The organism is Sinobaca qinghaiensis (assembly GCF_003610495.1).
Lineage (GTDB): Bacteria > Bacillota > Bacilli > Bacillales > Marinococcaceae > Sinobaca > Sinobaca qinghaiensis.
Genome location: NZ_RAPK01000009.1, coordinates 32,584 through 49,337 on the forward strand (window position 1 = coordinate 32,584; position 16,754 = coordinate 49,337).

General features: G+C 45.2%; 18 protein-coding genes. 6 read left to right on the forward strand and 12 right to left on the reverse strand.

From position 1 onward, the window contains the following. Nucleotides 1-75 precede the first annotated feature (75 nt). The 6 genes from ATL39_RS09880 to ilvA are packed head-to-tail and all read right to left on the reverse strand — an operon-like array spanning nt 76 to nt 3,630. The gene (locus tag ATL39_RS09880) at nt 76-498 is read right to left on the reverse strand and encodes a TlpA disulfide reductase family protein (RefSeq protein ID WP_120193199.1); all 423 of its coding nucleotides are present in this window, start codon (nt 496-498) and stop codon (nt 76-78) included. A 13-nt stretch (nt 499-511) separates the two neighbouring features. After that, nucleotides 512-829, reverse strand: a complete 318-nt coding sequence (locus tag ATL39_RS09885) for a thioredoxin family protein (protein ID WP_120193200.1) — start codon at nt 827-829, stop codon at nt 512-514. A gap of 12 nt (nt 830-841) precedes the next feature. Next, complete coding sequence (locus ATL39_RS09890) at nt 842-1,024, reverse strand: hypothetical protein (RefSeq protein WP_120193201.1); 183 nt, start codon at nt 1,022-1,024, stop codon at nt 842-844. Nucleotides 1,025-1,042: 18 nt separating this feature from the next. Then, on the reverse strand, nt 1,043-1,567 hold the full coding sequence (locus ATL39_RS09895) for a type 1 glutamine amidotransferase domain-containing protein (RefSeq protein WP_120193202.1): 525 nt from the start codon (nt 1,565-1,567) through the stop codon (nt 1,043-1,045). A 53-nt stretch (nt 1,568-1,620) separates the two neighbouring features. Further along, nucleotides 1,621-2,367 carry a DUF3891 family protein gene (locus ATL39_RS09900; protein WP_120193203.1) on the reverse strand — a complete coding sequence of 249 codons (747 nt, stop codon included), beginning with the start codon at nt 2,365-2,367 and terminating at the stop codon, nt 1,621-1,623. Nucleotides 2,368-2,382: 15 nt separating this feature from the next. Next, nucleotides 2,383-3,630 carry a threonine ammonia-lyase IlvA gene (ilvA, locus tag ATL39_RS09905; protein ID WP_120193204.1) on the reverse strand — a complete coding sequence of 416 codons (1,248 nt, stop codon included), beginning with the start codon at nt 3,628-3,630 and terminating at the stop codon, nt 2,383-2,385. A gap of 235 nt (nt 3,631-3,865) precedes the next feature. Here ilvA and ATL39_RS09910 point away from each other — a divergent pair, with 235 nt between their 5' ends. From ATL39_RS09910 to ATL39_RS09925, 4 genes are all read left to right on the forward strand, one after another. After that, nucleotides 3,866-4,045 (forward strand): hypothetical protein, encoded by a 180-nt coding sequence (locus ATL39_RS09910; RefSeq protein WP_120193205.1) that lies wholly within the window; start codon nt 3,866-3,868, stop codon nt 4,043-4,045. 142 nt (nt 4,046-4,187) lie between these two features. Then, on the forward strand, nt 4,188-4,520 hold the full coding sequence (locus ATL39_RS09915; RefSeq protein WP_120193206.1) for a phasin family protein: 333 nt from the start codon (nt 4,188-4,190) through the stop codon (nt 4,518-4,520). Between the two features lie 28 nt (nt 4,521-4,548). After that, nucleotides 4,549-6,225 (forward strand): ABC1 kinase family protein, encoded by a 1,677-nt coding sequence (locus tag ATL39_RS09920; protein WP_120193207.1) that lies wholly within the window; start codon nt 4,549-4,551, stop codon nt 6,223-6,225. A 131-nt stretch (nt 6,226-6,356) separates the two neighbouring features. Continuing rightward, nucleotides 6,357-6,962, forward strand: coding sequence for a trimeric intracellular cation channel family protein (locus ATL39_RS09925; RefSeq protein ID WP_120193572.1), 606 nt, complete (start codon nt 6,357-6,359; stop codon nt 6,960-6,962). A gap of 43 nt (nt 6,963-7,005) precedes the next feature. On the opposite strand, the gene ATL39_RS09930 is transcribed toward ATL39_RS09925, so the two are convergent. Genes ATL39_RS09930 through ATL39_RS09940 form a run of 3 tightly spaced genes read right to left on the reverse strand, consistent with a single transcriptional unit; the run spans nt 7,006 to nt 8,465 of the window. Beyond that, nucleotides 7,006-7,833 carry a sulfurtransferase gene (locus ATL39_RS09930; RefSeq protein WP_245960969.1) on the reverse strand — a complete coding sequence of 276 codons (828 nt, stop codon included), beginning with the start codon at nt 7,831-7,833 and terminating at the stop codon, nt 7,006-7,008. Between the two features lie 2 nt (nt 7,834-7,835). Next, nucleotides 7,836-8,207: a YppE family protein gene (locus ATL39_RS09935; RefSeq protein ID WP_120193209.1), complete on the reverse strand. Its 372-nt coding sequence runs from the start codon at nt 8,205-8,207 to the stop codon at nt 7,836-7,838. 12 nt (nt 8,208-8,219) lie between these two features. Next, nucleotides 8,220-8,465: a DUF370 domain-containing protein gene (locus ATL39_RS09940; RefSeq protein WP_120193210.1), complete on the reverse strand. Its 246-nt coding sequence runs from the start codon at nt 8,463-8,465 to the stop codon at nt 8,220-8,222. 157 nt (nt 8,466-8,622) lie between these two features. Between ATL39_RS09940 and recU the strand changes: the two genes are divergently transcribed. Both recU and ATL39_RS09950 read left to right on the forward strand, forming a co-directional pair. Continuing rightward, complete coding sequence (gene recU, locus ATL39_RS09945; RefSeq protein ID WP_120193211.1) at nt 8,623-9,225, forward strand: Holliday junction resolvase RecU; 603 nt, start codon at nt 8,623-8,625, stop codon at nt 9,223-9,225. Nucleotides 9,226-9,311: 86 nt separating this feature from the next. Further along, nucleotides 9,312-11,876, forward strand: a complete 2,565-nt coding sequence (locus tag ATL39_RS09950) for a transglycosylase domain-containing protein (RefSeq protein WP_120193212.1) — start codon at nt 9,312-9,314, stop codon at nt 11,874-11,876. Nucleotides 11,877-11,992: 116 nt separating this feature from the next. Here the strand turns inward: ATL39_RS09950 and ATL39_RS09955 are convergent, their stop codons facing one another. The 3 genes from ATL39_RS09955 to nth are packed head-to-tail and all read right to left on the reverse strand — an operon-like array spanning nt 11,993 to nt 16,739. Then, nucleotides 11,993-15,550: a dynamin family protein gene (locus tag ATL39_RS09955; protein ID WP_170146895.1), complete on the reverse strand. Its 3,558-nt coding sequence runs from the start codon at nt 15,548-15,550 to the stop codon at nt 11,993-11,995. Between the two features lie 33 nt (nt 15,551-15,583). Further along, nucleotides 15,584-16,087: a YpoC family protein gene (locus ATL39_RS09960; RefSeq protein ID WP_120193214.1), complete on the reverse strand. Its 504-nt coding sequence runs from the start codon at nt 16,085-16,087 to the stop codon at nt 15,584-15,586. Next, a complete protein-coding gene (gene nth, locus ATL39_RS09965; RefSeq protein ID WP_120193215.1) occupies nt 16,080-16,739 on the reverse strand; it encodes an endonuclease III in 660 nt (219 codons plus the stop codon). Before nth ends, ATL39_RS09960 begins: the two co-directional genes overlap by 8 nt. Nucleotides 16,740-16,754 lie beyond the last annotated feature (15 nt).

Below are 16,754 nucleotides of genomic sequence, written 5' to 3' on the forward strand. Positions count from 1 at the left end.
ATACTTGGCGGGAGATGTTTTCTGCTGGTATCAAAAAAGACCCCCACCAATGGTGGGGGTCTTTTCAGTCTGTTTTTATTTGTTCATTAACTGATGAATGCCCTGGACAATTTCCGGAAACGAAGCTTTATCCGAATAGCTTTGCCGAATCTCCAGGTTTTCGTCCAGCAGAAAAGTGGTCGGCACGCCCATGCACTGATAGGCGTCGTAGACCTGTGTGCCTTTATCTTTTAAAACGGGAAAGCTGTAGCCCGTTTTTTCAAGAAATTGAACAGCGTCTTCTTCTTTTCCTTCTCGTCCCGTAACGTTAATCGTTAAGAAACCCATTACTTCTTTGTCCATCTGCTCGTAAAACAAATGTTTGTAATGAAGATCCTTCATGGAATCCGGGCACCAGGAAGCCCAAAACGTAAGAATCAGCGGCGTACCTTTCCATTCTTCCAGCTGATGAGTCGTTTCACTATATATATCCTGCAGTTGAAAATCTGGTGCATTCATTCTTCATAACTCCTTATTTCAGCGTACTTTGAAGTTCACCGTGAAGCTGTTCGAGCACATAAGGCGGATTATCGAACGTATACATTTTTTTAACCGGCTCCCCGTCTTTAAAAACAATCAGGCAGGGAACGCTCTGTATTTTTTCCGTTACAGCTTCCTGAGGAATTTCGTTAATATTTACTTTGTAAAAAGGAACGTCGTACAATTTTCTCATAGGTTCTATTACACGCTCGGCAATTTGACACGTCCTGCAGAAGGGAGAAGCATAAAACACTGCGCCGGACGATGTTTCTTTCAGCTGCTTAAGCTGTTCTTTATTAATCTGCTCCATCTTATCCTCTTTCTACAAGTCGTGGACGGCGTCATTCCACTTCTTAATATCATTGGCGACTTTTGGAAAATCCTCGGCAAATGGATAATCTTTTAAACTCTCTTTGCGATCGAGTTCACTCATCTTATTCCAGACTGCTTTTAACTCATTGGCCGCTCTGGAAAACTCCTGAAGTTCTCTTTTTAATTCGCTCATGAATTCTGCCTCTTTTCTTTAAAGGTTTTGAAACGCTTTAACTAATGCTTTTCCATAAAGAGGGATATCAGGGGGACGGCGGCTGGAAATAATATGTCCATCCGTTACGACGGCTTCGTCTTTCCATATGGCTCCTGCATTGGTCATGTCATCTTTAATGCCCGGCGTGCTCGTTACCGTAACACCCTGCAGGATGCCTGCGCTGGAAAGCACCCAGCCGGCATGGCAGATCTGGCCGATCACTTTTTTGTGCTCATCCATATGCTTGACAAAGTTCAGAACTTCTTCATAGCGCCGCAATTTATCCGGTGCCCATCCTCCCGGAACGAGAATGCCGTCAAATTGTGCTGCGTCAAGTTCGCTGAAAGCAGCCTCTGCCTCAGCGGGAACACCGTATTTACCTTTATACGTGCGTCCCTTCTCTTTACCTGCAAGCACGACTTCAGCTCCTTCTTCCCGAAGCCTCATTACCGGCACCCAAAGCTCCAGATCCTCAAAATCGTCTTCTACTAATGCAATAATGCGCGTTTTTTCCAAACTCATATTCCGTTTCCCCTTTCTCTTGCTGTGCTGTTACTAGTTTCCCCTACTTCTCCTCATACGAAACGAATTTCCTGCGTCAATGTCTGCAGTTCAGCTGTATGAATTGTCTTCTGTCCATTCTGCCATACATCCTTTGGCAGCTTCCAGCCCTGGATCGTAAAATCAAAGGCTTCTGAAAAAGGCGAAGGCTTCATCTTTACGGCGGAACTATCCTGCCAGAGCGGATAAACCTTTTTCTTTCCAAGAAAAGAAAAGCGGTGCCGAAACCCGTTTTGAAACCAGCTAACTTCTTCTGATTTCGGCGTACCTGCTTTATTCATGCAGGCATATAACGATACATCGTCAAAAAACTGAAGAATATCCAGGTGCTGATCGAGACGATTGGCTCCGGTTACTCTTTTTTTCCAGTCTTTCTGTCTTTTTTGTTCTCCTTCAAAAAAAGACACGCCCGCTGCCGACGTATCATTTTTTAAAAAGGACGCATAGTGCATGCTTAGAAGAGTTCCGCTGTACAGATCCTCTTTGCCTGCCGCTTCAATGCCTTTTTTATACGCCTCCAGCTTCTCCTCCAGCGGATAATCCACAAAAGAATAAGGCTGGCCTCCAGCAGGTCCGGAAACGACTTGATCCAGAGGGATCCAGGCATTATCGTGCAGGCGGATGGCATATAAAAGCGAATTCCATTTATTTTCGTCTTTCCAGCGCGGATTGTTGACGTGCGCTGCCGCTGCAGCACTGAGACGGGCATGTTCATGCTGTTCTATTAGAAAGTAATAAGAGGAAAATTCCTGTACAATCATGCTTACCTCCTCCTTTTAAATAAGGAAATTAAATAAACTTTCTTCTTTATCAATTTCTTTGTAGGAGAAGCCTTTTTTATTAATTCGTTCAATCAGGGGCTTGTAGTCTTCCTGATTTTTTAATTCAATACCAACCAATGCCGGTCCGTTCGCTTTGTTGTTCTTTTTATTGTATTCAAACCGGGTAATATCATCATCCGGCCCGAGAACTTCATCCAGAAATTCACGCAGGGCTCCGGCACGCTGAGGAAACACAACAATAAAGTAATGCTGCAGTCCTTCATAAATCAAAGACTTTTCCCTCATTTCCTCCATACGCCCAATATCATTGTTTCCTCCGCTTAAAATGCAGACGACAGTTTTTCCTTTAATTTCTTCTTTATAAAAATCAAGTGCCGAAATGGGCATAGCTCCTGCTGGTTCAGCAACAATCGCATTTTCATTATACAGCTCCAGAATCGTCGTGCAGATTTTACCTTCGGGAACAAGTTTAATTTCGTCGAGAATATCCTTGCATACATCGTACGTAATATCCCCAACCCGCTTAACAGCTGCTCCGTCTACAAATTTATCGATTTTCTGGAGTTCGGTAACGCCGCCGTTGTCAAACGAAGCCTTCATTCCGGCAGCGCCCGCAGGCTCCGTACCGATAATTTTCGTATTCGGGGAAATAGACTTGATATAGGTTCCGACGCCGGAAGCAAGACCCCCGCCTCCGATAGAGCAGAACAAATAGTCCAGCGGCTCTTCAATATCGTTCATAATCTCAAGGCCTGCCGTTCCCTGGCCGGCGATGATTTTCTCATTATTAAATGGGTGGATAAAGGCCATTTGATGCTCATCACAGTAAGCCATCGCTTCTTTATATGAATCATCAAATGTGTCTCCTGTTAAAACAACATCCACATACTCCCTGCCAAACAGCTTAACCTGTCCCACTTTCTGGCGCGGCGTTGTCGTCGGCATAAAAATACGGCCCTTTACTTTTAAAGCACTGCAGGAATAAGCTACACCCTGCGCGTGATTTCCTGCACTGGCACATACTACACCATTTTTCATTGTTTCTTCGGACAGGCTGTGCATCAAGTGATAAGCTCCTCTGATTTTAAAGGAACGAACGACCTGCTGGTCCTCCCTTTTTAAGTAAACATTTGCCTGATAACGTTCAGATAATACCTGGTTTTTCTGCAGAGGCGTATGATTAACAACGTCCTTCAGCGTCTGGTTTGCGATGATGATGTCTTCTATATGAATCCTGCTCATTTGTCATTATCCTTTCTGCCTCACAAAACTATCCTGCACATTTTCATTATGCGCCTGCTGTCTTCTGTGTTCAACTGCTGTACATTGTACTACATCTGCGAACCTTTGAAAATAAAAGGAAAAGGAAATACAGCGCGTAATTGATTAAATACAAAAAATTCACTATACTATGTAATAGGTAAACTGTTTTGTGTTATGTTTTACATAAATTAAGCATTTTACAGGGGGTAAGCGGATGAACAAGTGGATGGCTGCATTAATGACAGCGGCAGTACTGGCCGTCTGGCCTGCTACAGCCCACGCTTCAGTAAACGCGTGGAATGATGCAGAACCTTTATTACTCGTCGTCTTGACTATTTTTTCTATCGTAAGCATTATGGCATTTATTTTTTTCATGGTGCGGGATAACGGTTGAGAACACAACGATAAGCTTCCTGCAGGAACGAAGTGATTCTGTTCCGGGAGGCTTTTTTCTTTTCACAGCTTTCACTTACTCTCCGATTAAAATGATGAAAACAGGGAATATAAATACAAACAAACGGGAAGGACTGACAATAATGAATGATATGCTGAAAAGAGGTTTTTTTCTGGGACTGGGAGCAGCGGCATACAGCCGGGAAAAAATGCAGAATTATCTTGATGACCTTGTATACAAAGGAAAAATCACGCCCCGCGAGGCACAGGAATGGAAAGAAGAATTAATCCAGCGGGGGCGGGATAAAGAAACGAAGTGGAGCGAAAAGCGCAAAGATAAAACCCAGCAGTCTTTCAGGGATATGGGGCTTGCCACCGAGGCTGACATTCTCCGTCTGGAAGAAAAGCTGCATGATATTGAAAAAAAACTTGCTGAGAGGCCGAACAACGACGGATGGAACAACCCGGCTGAGTGATACAGGCTGAGGAAAGGAAGCAGGAATCATGGCCATTACGAAAGGACTAAAGCATGCGAACCGATACAGGCAGATTGCAACTACCCTTGCCAAACACGGCTTTGGTTATATACTTCGCGAGGTAGGGCTTTTTCATATACTCTCCCTTCCCAAACGTCTATCTGCGGAATCGGATGATTTCAACGCGCAGTCGATTGGTACGAGGCTCCGGCTTGTTATCGAGGAACTCGGACCTACTTTTATCAAACTCGGCCAGCTTGTGAGCATGCGTAAAGATATTTTCCCCCCTTCTATTGTAGAGGAACTGGAGAAACTTCAAGATGAAGTTCCTCCTTTTTCGGTAGAACTCGGAAAACGCATGATTGAGCACGATCTTCACGCTCCGGTAGATGAAATTTTTCAGTCTTTTACAGAAGAACCTCTTGCTGCTGCCTCTATCGGCCAGGTACACTACGCTGTATTACATACGGGTGAAGAAGTAGCTGTAAAAATATCGAGGCCGCAGATTAAAGAGATGATCGAAAAGGACATTGATGTTCTTCGCGACCTGGCGAGACTCTTATGCCAGCGTTTTCAATGGGCCCGGTATTACAGGCTTGATACGATCGTTGAAGAATATGTAGAAGCTATACGCGATGAAGCCGATTATTATACGGAAGCACGCAATACGCAGAAAATGGCGAAAAACATGGAGCCGTTTCCCGCTGTATATATTCCTTATATTTACGAAGAATACTGCAGCCGCCGCGTACTGACGATGGAATTTATACACGGAGAGAAGCTGCATCATCTCGAAGAGTCCCCGATCCAATACGATAAGAAAAAACTGGCCCGGCAGCTTGCCGATTCTTTTCTGCATCAAATGATGATTAATGGTTTTTTTCACAGCGACCCTCATCCCGGTAATATTATTTTTACGGGAAAAGATACAGCTGCTTATATTGATTTCGGCCAGGTTGCCCGCTTAAGCCGGTCGATGCGCTGGGAATTTGTTAACTATGTGATTGCGATGACTAAAAAAAAGCCGGATGAAGTAACAAAAGCGATATACGAAATGGCAGATTTCCCGGAGGATCTGGATACAGAGTTGTTTACAGAAGACATTGAATACCTTTTGTCCAAATACTATGAGACTTCCTTTCATGACATGAGCATCGGCAAAGCCATCAATGATATATTCGCCACCGCCCACCGTTATGAAATTAAAATTCATAAAGAATACGTTATGCTGGCAAAAGCCGTGATCACAATCGAGAGTGTTGTCGAAGAACTTGATCCGGATCTTAGTATTATGGAGCTTTCCGAACCATATGGAAAACGACTTTTCAAAGAAAAAATTCATCCAAAACGATATATGGATGAAGCAGTGGATGAGGCAAAAAAACAATCTGAGTATTTATGGGATATGCCCAAACATATGAGAGATTCACTCGAAAGGGTCGCTAAAGGCAAGATCGGCGTGGATATGGACATTCCGGAAATACAGATCATTCTTAATAAAATGGATCGTATCAGCAACCGGCTTTCCTTCAGCGTTATTCTGCTTGCCTTTAGTATCATTATGGTAGGCCTTATCATTGGTTCTACTTTCGGTGCATCCTCTTCTCCACTTGTCCAGATTCCGGTTATTGAGATTGGCTTTATTATTTCCTTTTTTATGTTTATCTGGCTGTTATTTGCGATTTTCCGGTCTGGTCGTTTTTAGCGGACTTGCCAACAAACGGCAAATCATTTATTATGATGAAGCTTTGTGTTATAGACTATTCAGAGATTTGGCTTTCAGCCGGGTCTCTTTTTTGTGGCTGAACGAACTACTAGAAGAGGGTTGGTACGATGATTTCATGGGAACTATTAAATATTATCGGAACCATTGCTTTTGCTTTAAGCGGCGTCATTGTAGCAATGGAAGAACGATACGATATCATAGGGGTTTATATTTTAGGTTTTGTTACAGCTTTTGGAGGCGGCGCGGTTCGTAATCTGCTGATCGGCGTTCCTGTATCGGCTCTCTGGGATCAGGAGCTGCTTTTTACTATTGCGTTTTTATTAATGACGGGCGCCTTTTTTCTCCCGCAGGTCTGGTTTCGCCATTGGACAAGATGGGGCGTCCTTTTTGATGCTGTCGGACTTGCAGCTTTTGCTGTGCAGGGGGCCATATTTGCAGCCCAGATGGATCTCCCGCTGAGCGCTGCCATTGCCGCTGCTGCCTTAACGGGAGCCGGGGGCGGCATCATACGGGATCTTCTGGCGGGGCGTCGCCCCCTCGTATTAAGCCGGGATATTTACGTGGCCTGGACAGTACCGGCCGGATTGTTGATCGGCAGCGGTCTGGTTGACCAGTTTTTCGGCTATGTTTTGATTTTAGGAGGTATTGTTTCGCTTCGCATGCTGAGCGTTTATTATAACTGGCAGCTGCCGCGCAGACAGCTTCCAAGCTCATAAAGAAAGCCCGGTGCAATAAGCACCGGGCTGCTTTTATTTATATTCAGCTTTTTTCAATCGGCAGATCCGGATAGGAAGCCCAGTCGCTCCAGCTGCCGGCATAAAGCCGCACATGATCGAATCCGGCTTCTTCCATTGCCAGAACGTTTACGGCAGCCGTAACGCCTGATCCGCAGTAGGAGATCACCTGATCGTACTTATCGAGATCCTGAAAGTGTTCTTTCAGCTGATCGGGAGTTTTCCACGCGGCATCTCTGCTCACGACGTCCCCCCAGAAGTAATGATCCGCTCCTGGTATATGGCCTGCCTGCGGATCCACTTCATCTTTCTGCCCGGAATAACGTTCATAGTCCCTGGCATCAATCAGTTTGGTTTTGTCATCATGAAGTGCCACTTTTACTTCTTCAATATGCACAAGCATGTTCGGTTTCAAATCGGTTGTAAATATTTTTTTCTCCGGCTCCGGTACTTTCGTATCGACCGGCCGGTCCTCGTTTACCCAGGAAGAATAAGGACTGTTCAATACGTAAACATGTTCATGTCCAAGGTAACGAAGCATCCACCAGAGACGGGCTGCCATCGCTCCATTCTGATCATCGTAAACGACTACTTCTGTCGTGAGGTCGATTCCCCACTCTCCGGCTTTTTGAGCAAACCGATCCATGTCCGGCAGCGGATGCCTGCCGCCGTGTTCTTCGGTAATGTCGGATAAATCTTCCTCCAGATCGGCGTGTACTGCTCCGGGTATGTGTCTCTTTTCGTACTCACGGCGCCCCTGTTCCGGGTCGCCGAGCGTAAAGCGGCAGTCTGCTATGACCGTTTCTGTTCCAATTTTTTGTTCCAGTTCGTCCGCTGTGATAAGATGCTTCACCTTTATCCCCTGCTTTCCTTCTCTTTCCAGGCGCTCTCCAGGCTCCGGAGTACATAATGAATGGACTGGTTCATCTCTTTAAATCTTTTTTCTTTCGTGTCCGGCTGAAAACACGTCACGGAAGCGATCGTCATATTCTCGTGCGTGTCTTCGAGCTGCTTTAGATGCAGATAAACCGGCTGTTCTTTTTTTACCCATTCTGAGGCAAGTGAAAACCACTCATCGGCTAGTGCCTTTACCTTATCAGCGAAAGGTTTAACCGTATCAAAAAAATAATCCCTGTTTTTCGTATGCTCCATGCGCTCTTCATAAAAATCGAGCATCATTTCATTCTGCTGCAGCAGCTCTTCTGTTACTTCCATAAGCCTGTTCATACCAATGTCCCCTTACTCATTTTCATGAAGTCTCTGGGCTACCGTTTCCGGCTGAATGGCCGATAGCATTACGTGGTCACTGTCTGACAAAATAATGCTTCTTGTTTTTCTGCCATTTGTCACATCAATCAGCATTTTTCTATCTCTTGCTTCCTGAATCATCCGCTTCGTTGGTGCTGAATCTGAACTCACAATAGATACAATCCGTTCAGAAATAACCATGTTTCCAAATCCTATATTAATTGCTTTTTCTGACATGATATCCCCCTTTTTGTTTCGTCTATAATCGTAACATGAAATTTCCTTCTTCTGTCCACCCGGGAGCACATTCTTCTGATTCTCACACCTGGTGGTTTGTGCTATTATAGTAAAGATGTCATGCCATTCATACAGGACGGAAAGGAGCGGATCATTAATGGCATTCCGTTATCCCAATGGGAAAAAATATTCACCGCTTGCTAAAGACAAGAAAAAAAAGCCGCTGCCTGTTTCTGCCAAGGATTATGCCAACCGCGGCATGTCGCTTGAAGAAGATATTAATGCCACCAATGAATATTATTTGGAAATGAATATAGCGGTTATTCATAAAAAGCCGACCCCGGTGCAGATCGTTCATGTTGATTACCCTTCCAGAAGTGCAGCTAAAATTACCGAGGCTTATTTTAAGCAGGCTTCCACTACCGACTACAACGGCCTCTATCAGGGACGCTATATTGATTTTGAAGCCAAAGAAACCAGAAACAAAACTTCATTTCCTATGCGGAATATCCACGATCACCAGGCCCTTCATATGAAACGGATTATCGCTCAGGGAGGGGTTGCTTTTCTGCTCGTGCGGTTTACTCTGCTCGAAGAAGTATATTTCTTTGAAGCCCGGCATTTCCTGGACTGGTATGATAACAGCGAAGCACGCAAATCCATCCCTAAATCGGCATTTGAAGAAAACGGCTACCTCGTTCCCCAGAGTTATCAGGCCAGAGTTGATTACCTGCAGATTATCGACTCCCATTACTCCTAATAATGTAACTTTTTTAGAAGTTCAGCGACTAATTAGCTGCTGATCTTTTTACAGCTGGATTGAAGAAAGAAAGGAAGAATGACTAGATGAGTAATGAATATCGTTCCCGCCAGGATAGGCGTAAATCTTCAAAAAGCAGGGAGACTGAAAAAAGGCCTTCCAAGAAAAAAAGAGGCCTTCCGCTGTGGAAGAAACTATTTATGGCTTTAGTAGCTGCCGTTCTTATCATTATGACCATCGGCGCCATAACTGCCGTAGCGATGATCAGCGGGGCACCGGATCTGGATCCGGAACAGCTTGTTCTTTCTGAAGCGGCAGAAATATATGACCAGAACGGCGAGCAGATTACACGGCTGCAATCCGGCGAAAATCGGACACTTATTGATATTGATGAAGTGCCCGACAATGCAAAATCAGCGTTTATTGCCGTAGAGGATTCCCGTTTTTATGACCATTTCGGCATAGATTTCCGTCGTCTCGGCGGTGCCGTGCTTGCTAACGTTTCTGATGGATTCGGCGCTGAAGGAGCGAGCACAATTACCCAGCAGGTCGTAAAAAATGCCTTTTTATCCCCGGATAAAACTATTGCCCGGAAAGTACAGGAGCAGTATCTGGCTGTTCAGCTTGAACAGCAGTACAGCAAAGACCAGATTCTTGAAATGTACTTAAACCTAATCTATTTTAACCAGGGAGCCTATGGCATCGGCGAAGCATCCAGCATTTATTTCAATAAGGAAGTATCCGAGCTTGAAATTGAAGACGCGGCTCTGCTCGCGGCTATCCCAAGACGTCCCAGCTATTATGACCCTCTTCAGAATCCGGAGAATTCGCTGGACCGCCGCAACCTTATTATTCATTTGATGGAGGAGCAGGGTTTTATTACAGCAGATGAAGCAGAGCAGGCGTCAAGCGTCTCTTTGGAAGATCAGCTGGATCATACTCCTTCTGAAGAAGGAGCTGTTTATGACTCCTTTATCAGCCACGTGCAGAATGAACTTGAAAACATAGAAGGAATCACTTCTGCCGATTTATATTCCGCCGGAATGCGGGTCTACACTACGCTTGACCGTGATGCCCAGGATTATGGTGAAGAAGTGGTCCAGACAAACGAACAGATCGCAGGCTATCCTGACAGTGATGAATTTCAGGTCGGTTATTCCCTAATTGATACCCAGACCGGTGCCATAAAAGCGATGGTCGGTAACCGACAGGGCGCAGATGTAGCCAGAGGCTACAATTACGCTACCGGTGCAAATGCCGATGCCGGTTCAACGATTAAGCCTATCGTTGACTATGGTCCGGCTATAGAAAATAACCAATGGTCCACCTACCACCAGCTTACCGATGAAGAGCATGCCTATTCAGATGGAACCCCTATCCGGAACTCCTCCCGGAATTATGCCGGAGAAGTAAGCATGCGTGAAGCACTGACTCAGTCTTTAAACATCCCTGCGCTGAAAACGCTGCAGGAAACCGGTCTTCCGGAAGCAGAAGAATTTGCTGAAGGTCTCGGGATTGAATTCGATGAATTTTACGAATCTGCCGCGCTGGGATCGTTTGAACCAGGTGTTTCGAGTCTTGATATGGCCGGAGCCTATGCCGCTTTCGGTAACGGCGGTACGTACAACGAACCCCATGCGATTACGCGAATTGAGTTTCCGGACGGGCGTGAAATAGAGATGGAGCCTGAATCTACTGAAGCAATGAATGACTACACTGCCTACATGATAACGGATATGTTAAAAGATGTAGTTACAGAATCATCCGGCACAGGCCGGGCTGCAAACATACCAGGCCTTCCTCTCGCCGGAAAAACCGGCACGACTAACTTTACTCAGGATGAACTCGATGCCAATGGCATTCCGGAAGGCGGGGTACCGGATGTCTGGTTTACCGGCTATACGAGCCGGTATACGGCTTCTGTCTGGACCGGTTTCAGCGGGGATCGGGGAGCCAACTATATGAATGAATCCGAACGGGAAATCGCCAAAGAAATATTCCGTCTGACTATGGACAATGCGTCAAACGGCATCGATACACCTGATTTTGAGATGCCGGATTCCGTAGAAGAGGTTGATTTAGTTAAAAGCACCGGCGAACGTGCGTCAGGATCCACCTCTTCTTCAGATATTACGACGGAGCTGATTGTAAAAGGCAACGACCAGGATTTAACCGCTCCTCCTACAGAGCCCGATCTGGGATCTGGTAATGATGCCGGTGATACCAATAATGCGCCGGTTGAAGAAGTTCCGGTCGAAGAAACAGTACCGGATACAGAAGAGGCTCCTGAAGAAGAAGCACCTCCGGAAGAGGAAGCAACCGAAGAGGAAGAAGTAACGCCGGAAGAAGAACCTTCAGACGAAGAATCTTCCGATGATACAGAAGGTACTACCGACGAAGAAAACACAGATTCAGAAGATGAATCCGACGGTACAGAATCTGAGCCTTCCGAAAACAACGGCGGCCAGGATAACGGCAGTAGCGATAACGATAATTCCGGCGAAACCGAGCAGGATGACAGCGGATCTTCAAATGAAGAAACGCCTCCTGCTGAGGAATCGGAATCCAACAGTACTCCGGAAGATGAAGGATCTGCTTCTTCGAACAGCACTTCCGGCTCCTCTGAGGACGAAACCACAACGGAGCAATAAAATATAAGCAAAAAGGAGAGCGGCCTGTGCAGGCTGCTCTCCTTTTAGATTGTTTGAAAACTGTTTCCAGCTGCCATTCCATTTAAATGAGCATTATCTAAGTTTCCAAACGATACTTACTGCTTTTCAAATTCAGCTTCAAGCCATTTCGTCTCTTCTTCAATATAAGGCTTTTTATTAATGTCATAAAGCCACTCCAGCCGCTCCAATTCATCATTGAGCTGCTGTTCAAAGCCTTCAGACGTTCTTTTGTCCAGGTCGTCTGTCATCTCTGTTGTTTCCTTTTCCAGCTCCTGCTGATATTTTTTAACGATAGCGTTCATCTGGGAACGTATATCATCGGAGGCCTGCTGTTTCATTTCCATATTTACTTTATTTTCAAAGAAATCCCGGCTCGATCGAAACATCGCTGCATACGTTTCTTCTTCGAGGGATGGAAAAGCAATGGATGAGGTCCACTCTTTCCATTCTATTTCAGGTAGATCAAGAAGCGGGAGATCTTCTCTCCATTTATCTACTTTCTGCTTCATTACCTGAAGGGTTTTTTGTTTTACGAAGGATTCGATGCGTATATGAAGCGTTTCTTTTTCCTGCATAACAAACTGGCGTACAAATCCATCTATCTCTCTAATACCGTTTCTCAGCTGCTCTTTCTGCTGTTTTTTGGAGGAGGCGGAAATAACGGCAGGATTCACCGCCATTGTGAAGTAATCATTCATTCCAAACGTCACCCGGTCAATCAAGTAGGCACATTGTTCATCAATTTCCTGAAGAAATGCCGGAAGATGCGGGCGCAGAGAAAGTTCCGTCAGTTCGTCCTTTTTTTCCCGAACTACCGCTTCCTGCTTCCGCTTTTTTTCTTCCAGCCCGGCTTGATTCGTATTCATCGTTTTCAGCGTCCGCTGCAGTTCATCTGCTATGCTCCGCATCCTATCTTGAATAGATGCCAGATGGCTGGAACGAAGATCATGCCATACGGAATTAGTAAATTGCGTTTCAAACTCCTGGAACCCACTGGAAACAGCCGTTCTGCCTCCCTCCTTATCCGCTAAAGCCTGCTTGCTTGAAACGGCGGAAAGACGCGGGGACTGAAAGCCATTGCGTTTTAACTGATCCCTCACATGGCTTTTCACTCCATTCAGTTCGGCAGGACTGTCTGCCAGATCCGATGCATTAATAAGGAAAAACAGTTTATCCTGCGAGAAGCTTTCATTTGCCCGGTTCAGCTGCTGCAAAAAGATCTGATCGGCTTTTGAAAAGGCATGGTTATAATACGTTACGTAAAAAATAGCATCGGACTGTCTGATCTGCTCAAATGCGACATTCGTATGCCTTCCATGAATCGAATTCACTCCTGGTGTATCGATAAGCTCAAGGCCTTTACGTGTCCACTCACAGTCATAATATACAATCACTTCTTTAATCATGGATGCTTTCTCTTCCTGGGCTACCCATTCCTGAAGCTCATCAAGCAGAATCGTTTTTTTTGTTCCCAGGTCCTGTTTGTAACGGTTGATACTCTGCTGCAGGGTATATAAGTGCTGATAATACGTTCTCAGCCGCGCGTTTGCCTGCTGGCCGGATGGGCGCTTCCAGTTTTTTAACGTATGGAAAGTCCAGTTTTCACCGATTTCTTTTGATACAGCCTGAATTTCCTTATCCAAAAACGATTCTTCTTTTAAATGAAGATCTACAGTGCCATGGTCGTGTGTATCATCACTTTGCAGTACACGATTTATGGCAGCGGTCGTTGGATGCGGAGACACCGGCAGAACATTACTGCCGAGCATCGCATTAATAAAGCTGGATTTCCCTGCACTGAATGCGCCGAATAAAGATATTTTTATATGATGATTTTTAAACTGATGTACTTCCCGGCTCAGAGCCTGTTTTTCGTTTTGAAAAAGCGGCTTTTCCATAAACTTCTCCAGATAAGATTCTACTGCCGGGATTATGGATTCATCCATTTGTTTGACTGCAGCTGTTTCCTCCGTGTATTCTTCTGTGCTGATTAGACTCTCTGTTTCCTGAACGATTTGCATTTCCGGTATGTCCCGGGGTGCCTCCTGAACGGAAACCTGCTCAATCTGTTCCTGCAGTTCTTTTGACTCGTTCTGATGCAGCCAGTTTTTTGCCGCCTGCTTTTTATTCTCAAACTGCTGTTTTGTTTCTTTCCACTGCCCCCACCGCTGTTCATACGATGCGGATTGTTCTGCTTCCTGTTTCTGTCGGTCTGCACATGTTTCGTAATAATCCTTCACTGCATCCTGCAGCATGTCAAAAAGGTCGGAAGACTGTGTTTTTAAATGCCTGGCCGTAGATTGTGAGACCTGTTCCATGAATGTATACAGAAACCGGCGGTCAGTTGTCTGGGAGGAAATAAAGGAACGAAGAAACGCCGAGTCCGCTTCAAAAGAGAGCTGCTGGATCGCTTCTTTATTTTCATCAAATCGTTTTTCATCATATGTTTCCATTTGATTCAGCAGATCACGGAGATGAAAGACCATCTGCTTTTTTATTTTTTCGTTCAGGTCGGCGCACAGCTCTGCTTCTCGTTTCTCTCTTTCCGCTTCTATTTTTTTCTTTGACTTAATAAGCCCCCCTGTTTTAAAGCCGGGATCCATGCTTTCCAGCCAGGCTTTTGCTTTTTCGGTCGTCGTATGCGGAAAAAGGATAGCATTTTCCAGTATTTGTTTTCTTTCTTTTGCTGTATGGGAAAGTTTTTCTTTTTTCTCCGCTTCTTCTTTTGAACGATCGTCTTCGGCACTGTCTATTTTCTGCAGAGCCGCTGGATCGATTCCTTCAGCGCGTATTTCTTCTTCCCACTTCTCCCAGGCCTCTTCCTCTTCATCTTCAAGCTGCTCCAGAAGATCGTATACGGCTGCTGTTTCCAGAGCCTTCACGCTTGGCGCTATTAACGACTCGCTGTAATAAAGAACGGATTTTACGAACCGGGTAAAATCCTGCTTTTGATTTAGAGGATGATTTTCTTCTTTCATCGAAGTAAAAAACAGCGATAATATTCGAATGTTGGATTTTGCCAGCATATTTCGGACCGCATTTTCAAACGATTGAATACTCAATTCATTATTATTATGTTTATCAATTTGGTTAATTACCAGAACGATAGGCTTTTTTTCTCTGGACAGCTGCTGCAGGAATTCAATATTTGTTTCGGACTGCACATGATTGTAGTCGGTCACATACACAATCATATCCGTCGTAAACAGCTGGGACGCTGTTATTTTCTGGTGATCCGGATCCGTGGAATCCACTCCAGGTGTATCAATAATTGCAGCATGTTCGTGCAGAAAAGGAAAGGGGCCAAAAATGGTCATTTCTTTTATCGCATTTCCGTCCATTCCCCATTTTCTCGCTTTATCCCATGGGATCTCCTGCTCCCACTTCTGTCTGCCCCCATCCTGATCGACCAGTTCAAGCGCAACGTCTCCTTTTTTTATGGAAATAATATTGGCACTGGTTGGTATAGGGCTTGTCGGGAGAATATCATGGCCGAGCAGATCATTAATAACGCTTGATTTCCCGGCTGAAAAATGGCCGCAGAACGCCAGCTCAAAAGAGTTTTTTTCGGATTTAGCCTGAAGGGCTTCTCTCCTCCGGCGGCTTCTTTGTTCAAATAATTCTTCCCATTTGGATACCGCTGTGTTTTCCACCTTGCATGACCCCGCTTTCTTCATCTTTCCTGTTTACGTCCGTGTTCGTTTAAGTACTGCAGCCTTACGTCGGCTTTCTTCGTAAAGTTCATTAAGCTGCGCGTAACTGTGATGGTGTACCGGCCGGCTGCAGATGAAATCGATTCGTTCCCTTCCATTTACAGGAACGATGTCGAGGCCATCCCAGCGGCCGGCATCCATGCTTGCAGGCTGACCGTTCATCCAAAAATAACTTTCAATGATTCCGGAAATGGCGGGGATGATCAGCGGAAGAGCTTTTTTCGCCTCCCGCACTGCAATGTGATGTTTTATTTCTATTTTATTCTGCTGCCAGTATGCCTGCCAGTGCTCCAATACTGGAAATGGGTCTTCCCAAAACTCGTAACCCGCCTGCCCGTTTTGAAAAGCAATCTCAGCTAAAAAAGGATACATACCCATCTCCTCTTTCCAGCTGGCGGATGCCGCCTGTATAATGTCCGTATCTTTATCATAAAAGGGCGGATTTTTCCACTGCGGTTCAATGATTAAATCAGGCATGGACTTTTCCCTGTTTCATCCGCTTTGTGCCTTCCCGGCAGAGAAGAAGAAGCGGACAGTCTCCGCATTTTGGACGCTGGGCCCTGCAGTGATAGCGCCCGAAGAAAATAAGGCGGTGGTGGGAGTCAGACCATTTTTCTTCAGGTATTTTCTTCATCAGCGTCTGCTCCACTTCGGTGACAGAGTCTTTCCATCTGCAGATGCCGAGCCGTTTGGATACGCGCTCTACGTGTGTATCCACAGCTATTGCAGGCATCCCAAAAGCAACGGAAGCTACTACATTCGCTGTTTTTCTTCCAACCCCGGCAAGCTTCATTAACTCTTCCCGCGTTTTAGGAACTTCTCCGTTATGCTGTTCTATTAAGGAGGTACAAAGCTTCTGGATGTTTTTTGCTTTGCTGCGGAACAGACCGATCGAGCGGATATCCTGTTCCAGTTCTTCCTGCTCTACTTGTGTATAATCGAGCGGTTTTTTATATTTGGCAAACAAAGCGGGCGTTACTTTATTAACTAAAGCATCCGTACATTGCGCAGAAAGCACTACTGCAATTAACAGTTCAAAAGGATTGGCATGAACCAGTTCACATTCAGCTTCCGGAAACATCTCTTCAATGATATCCATCGCCTGTGTTGTTTTTTTATTCGTCAGCATGCTCTCTTTCCTCCA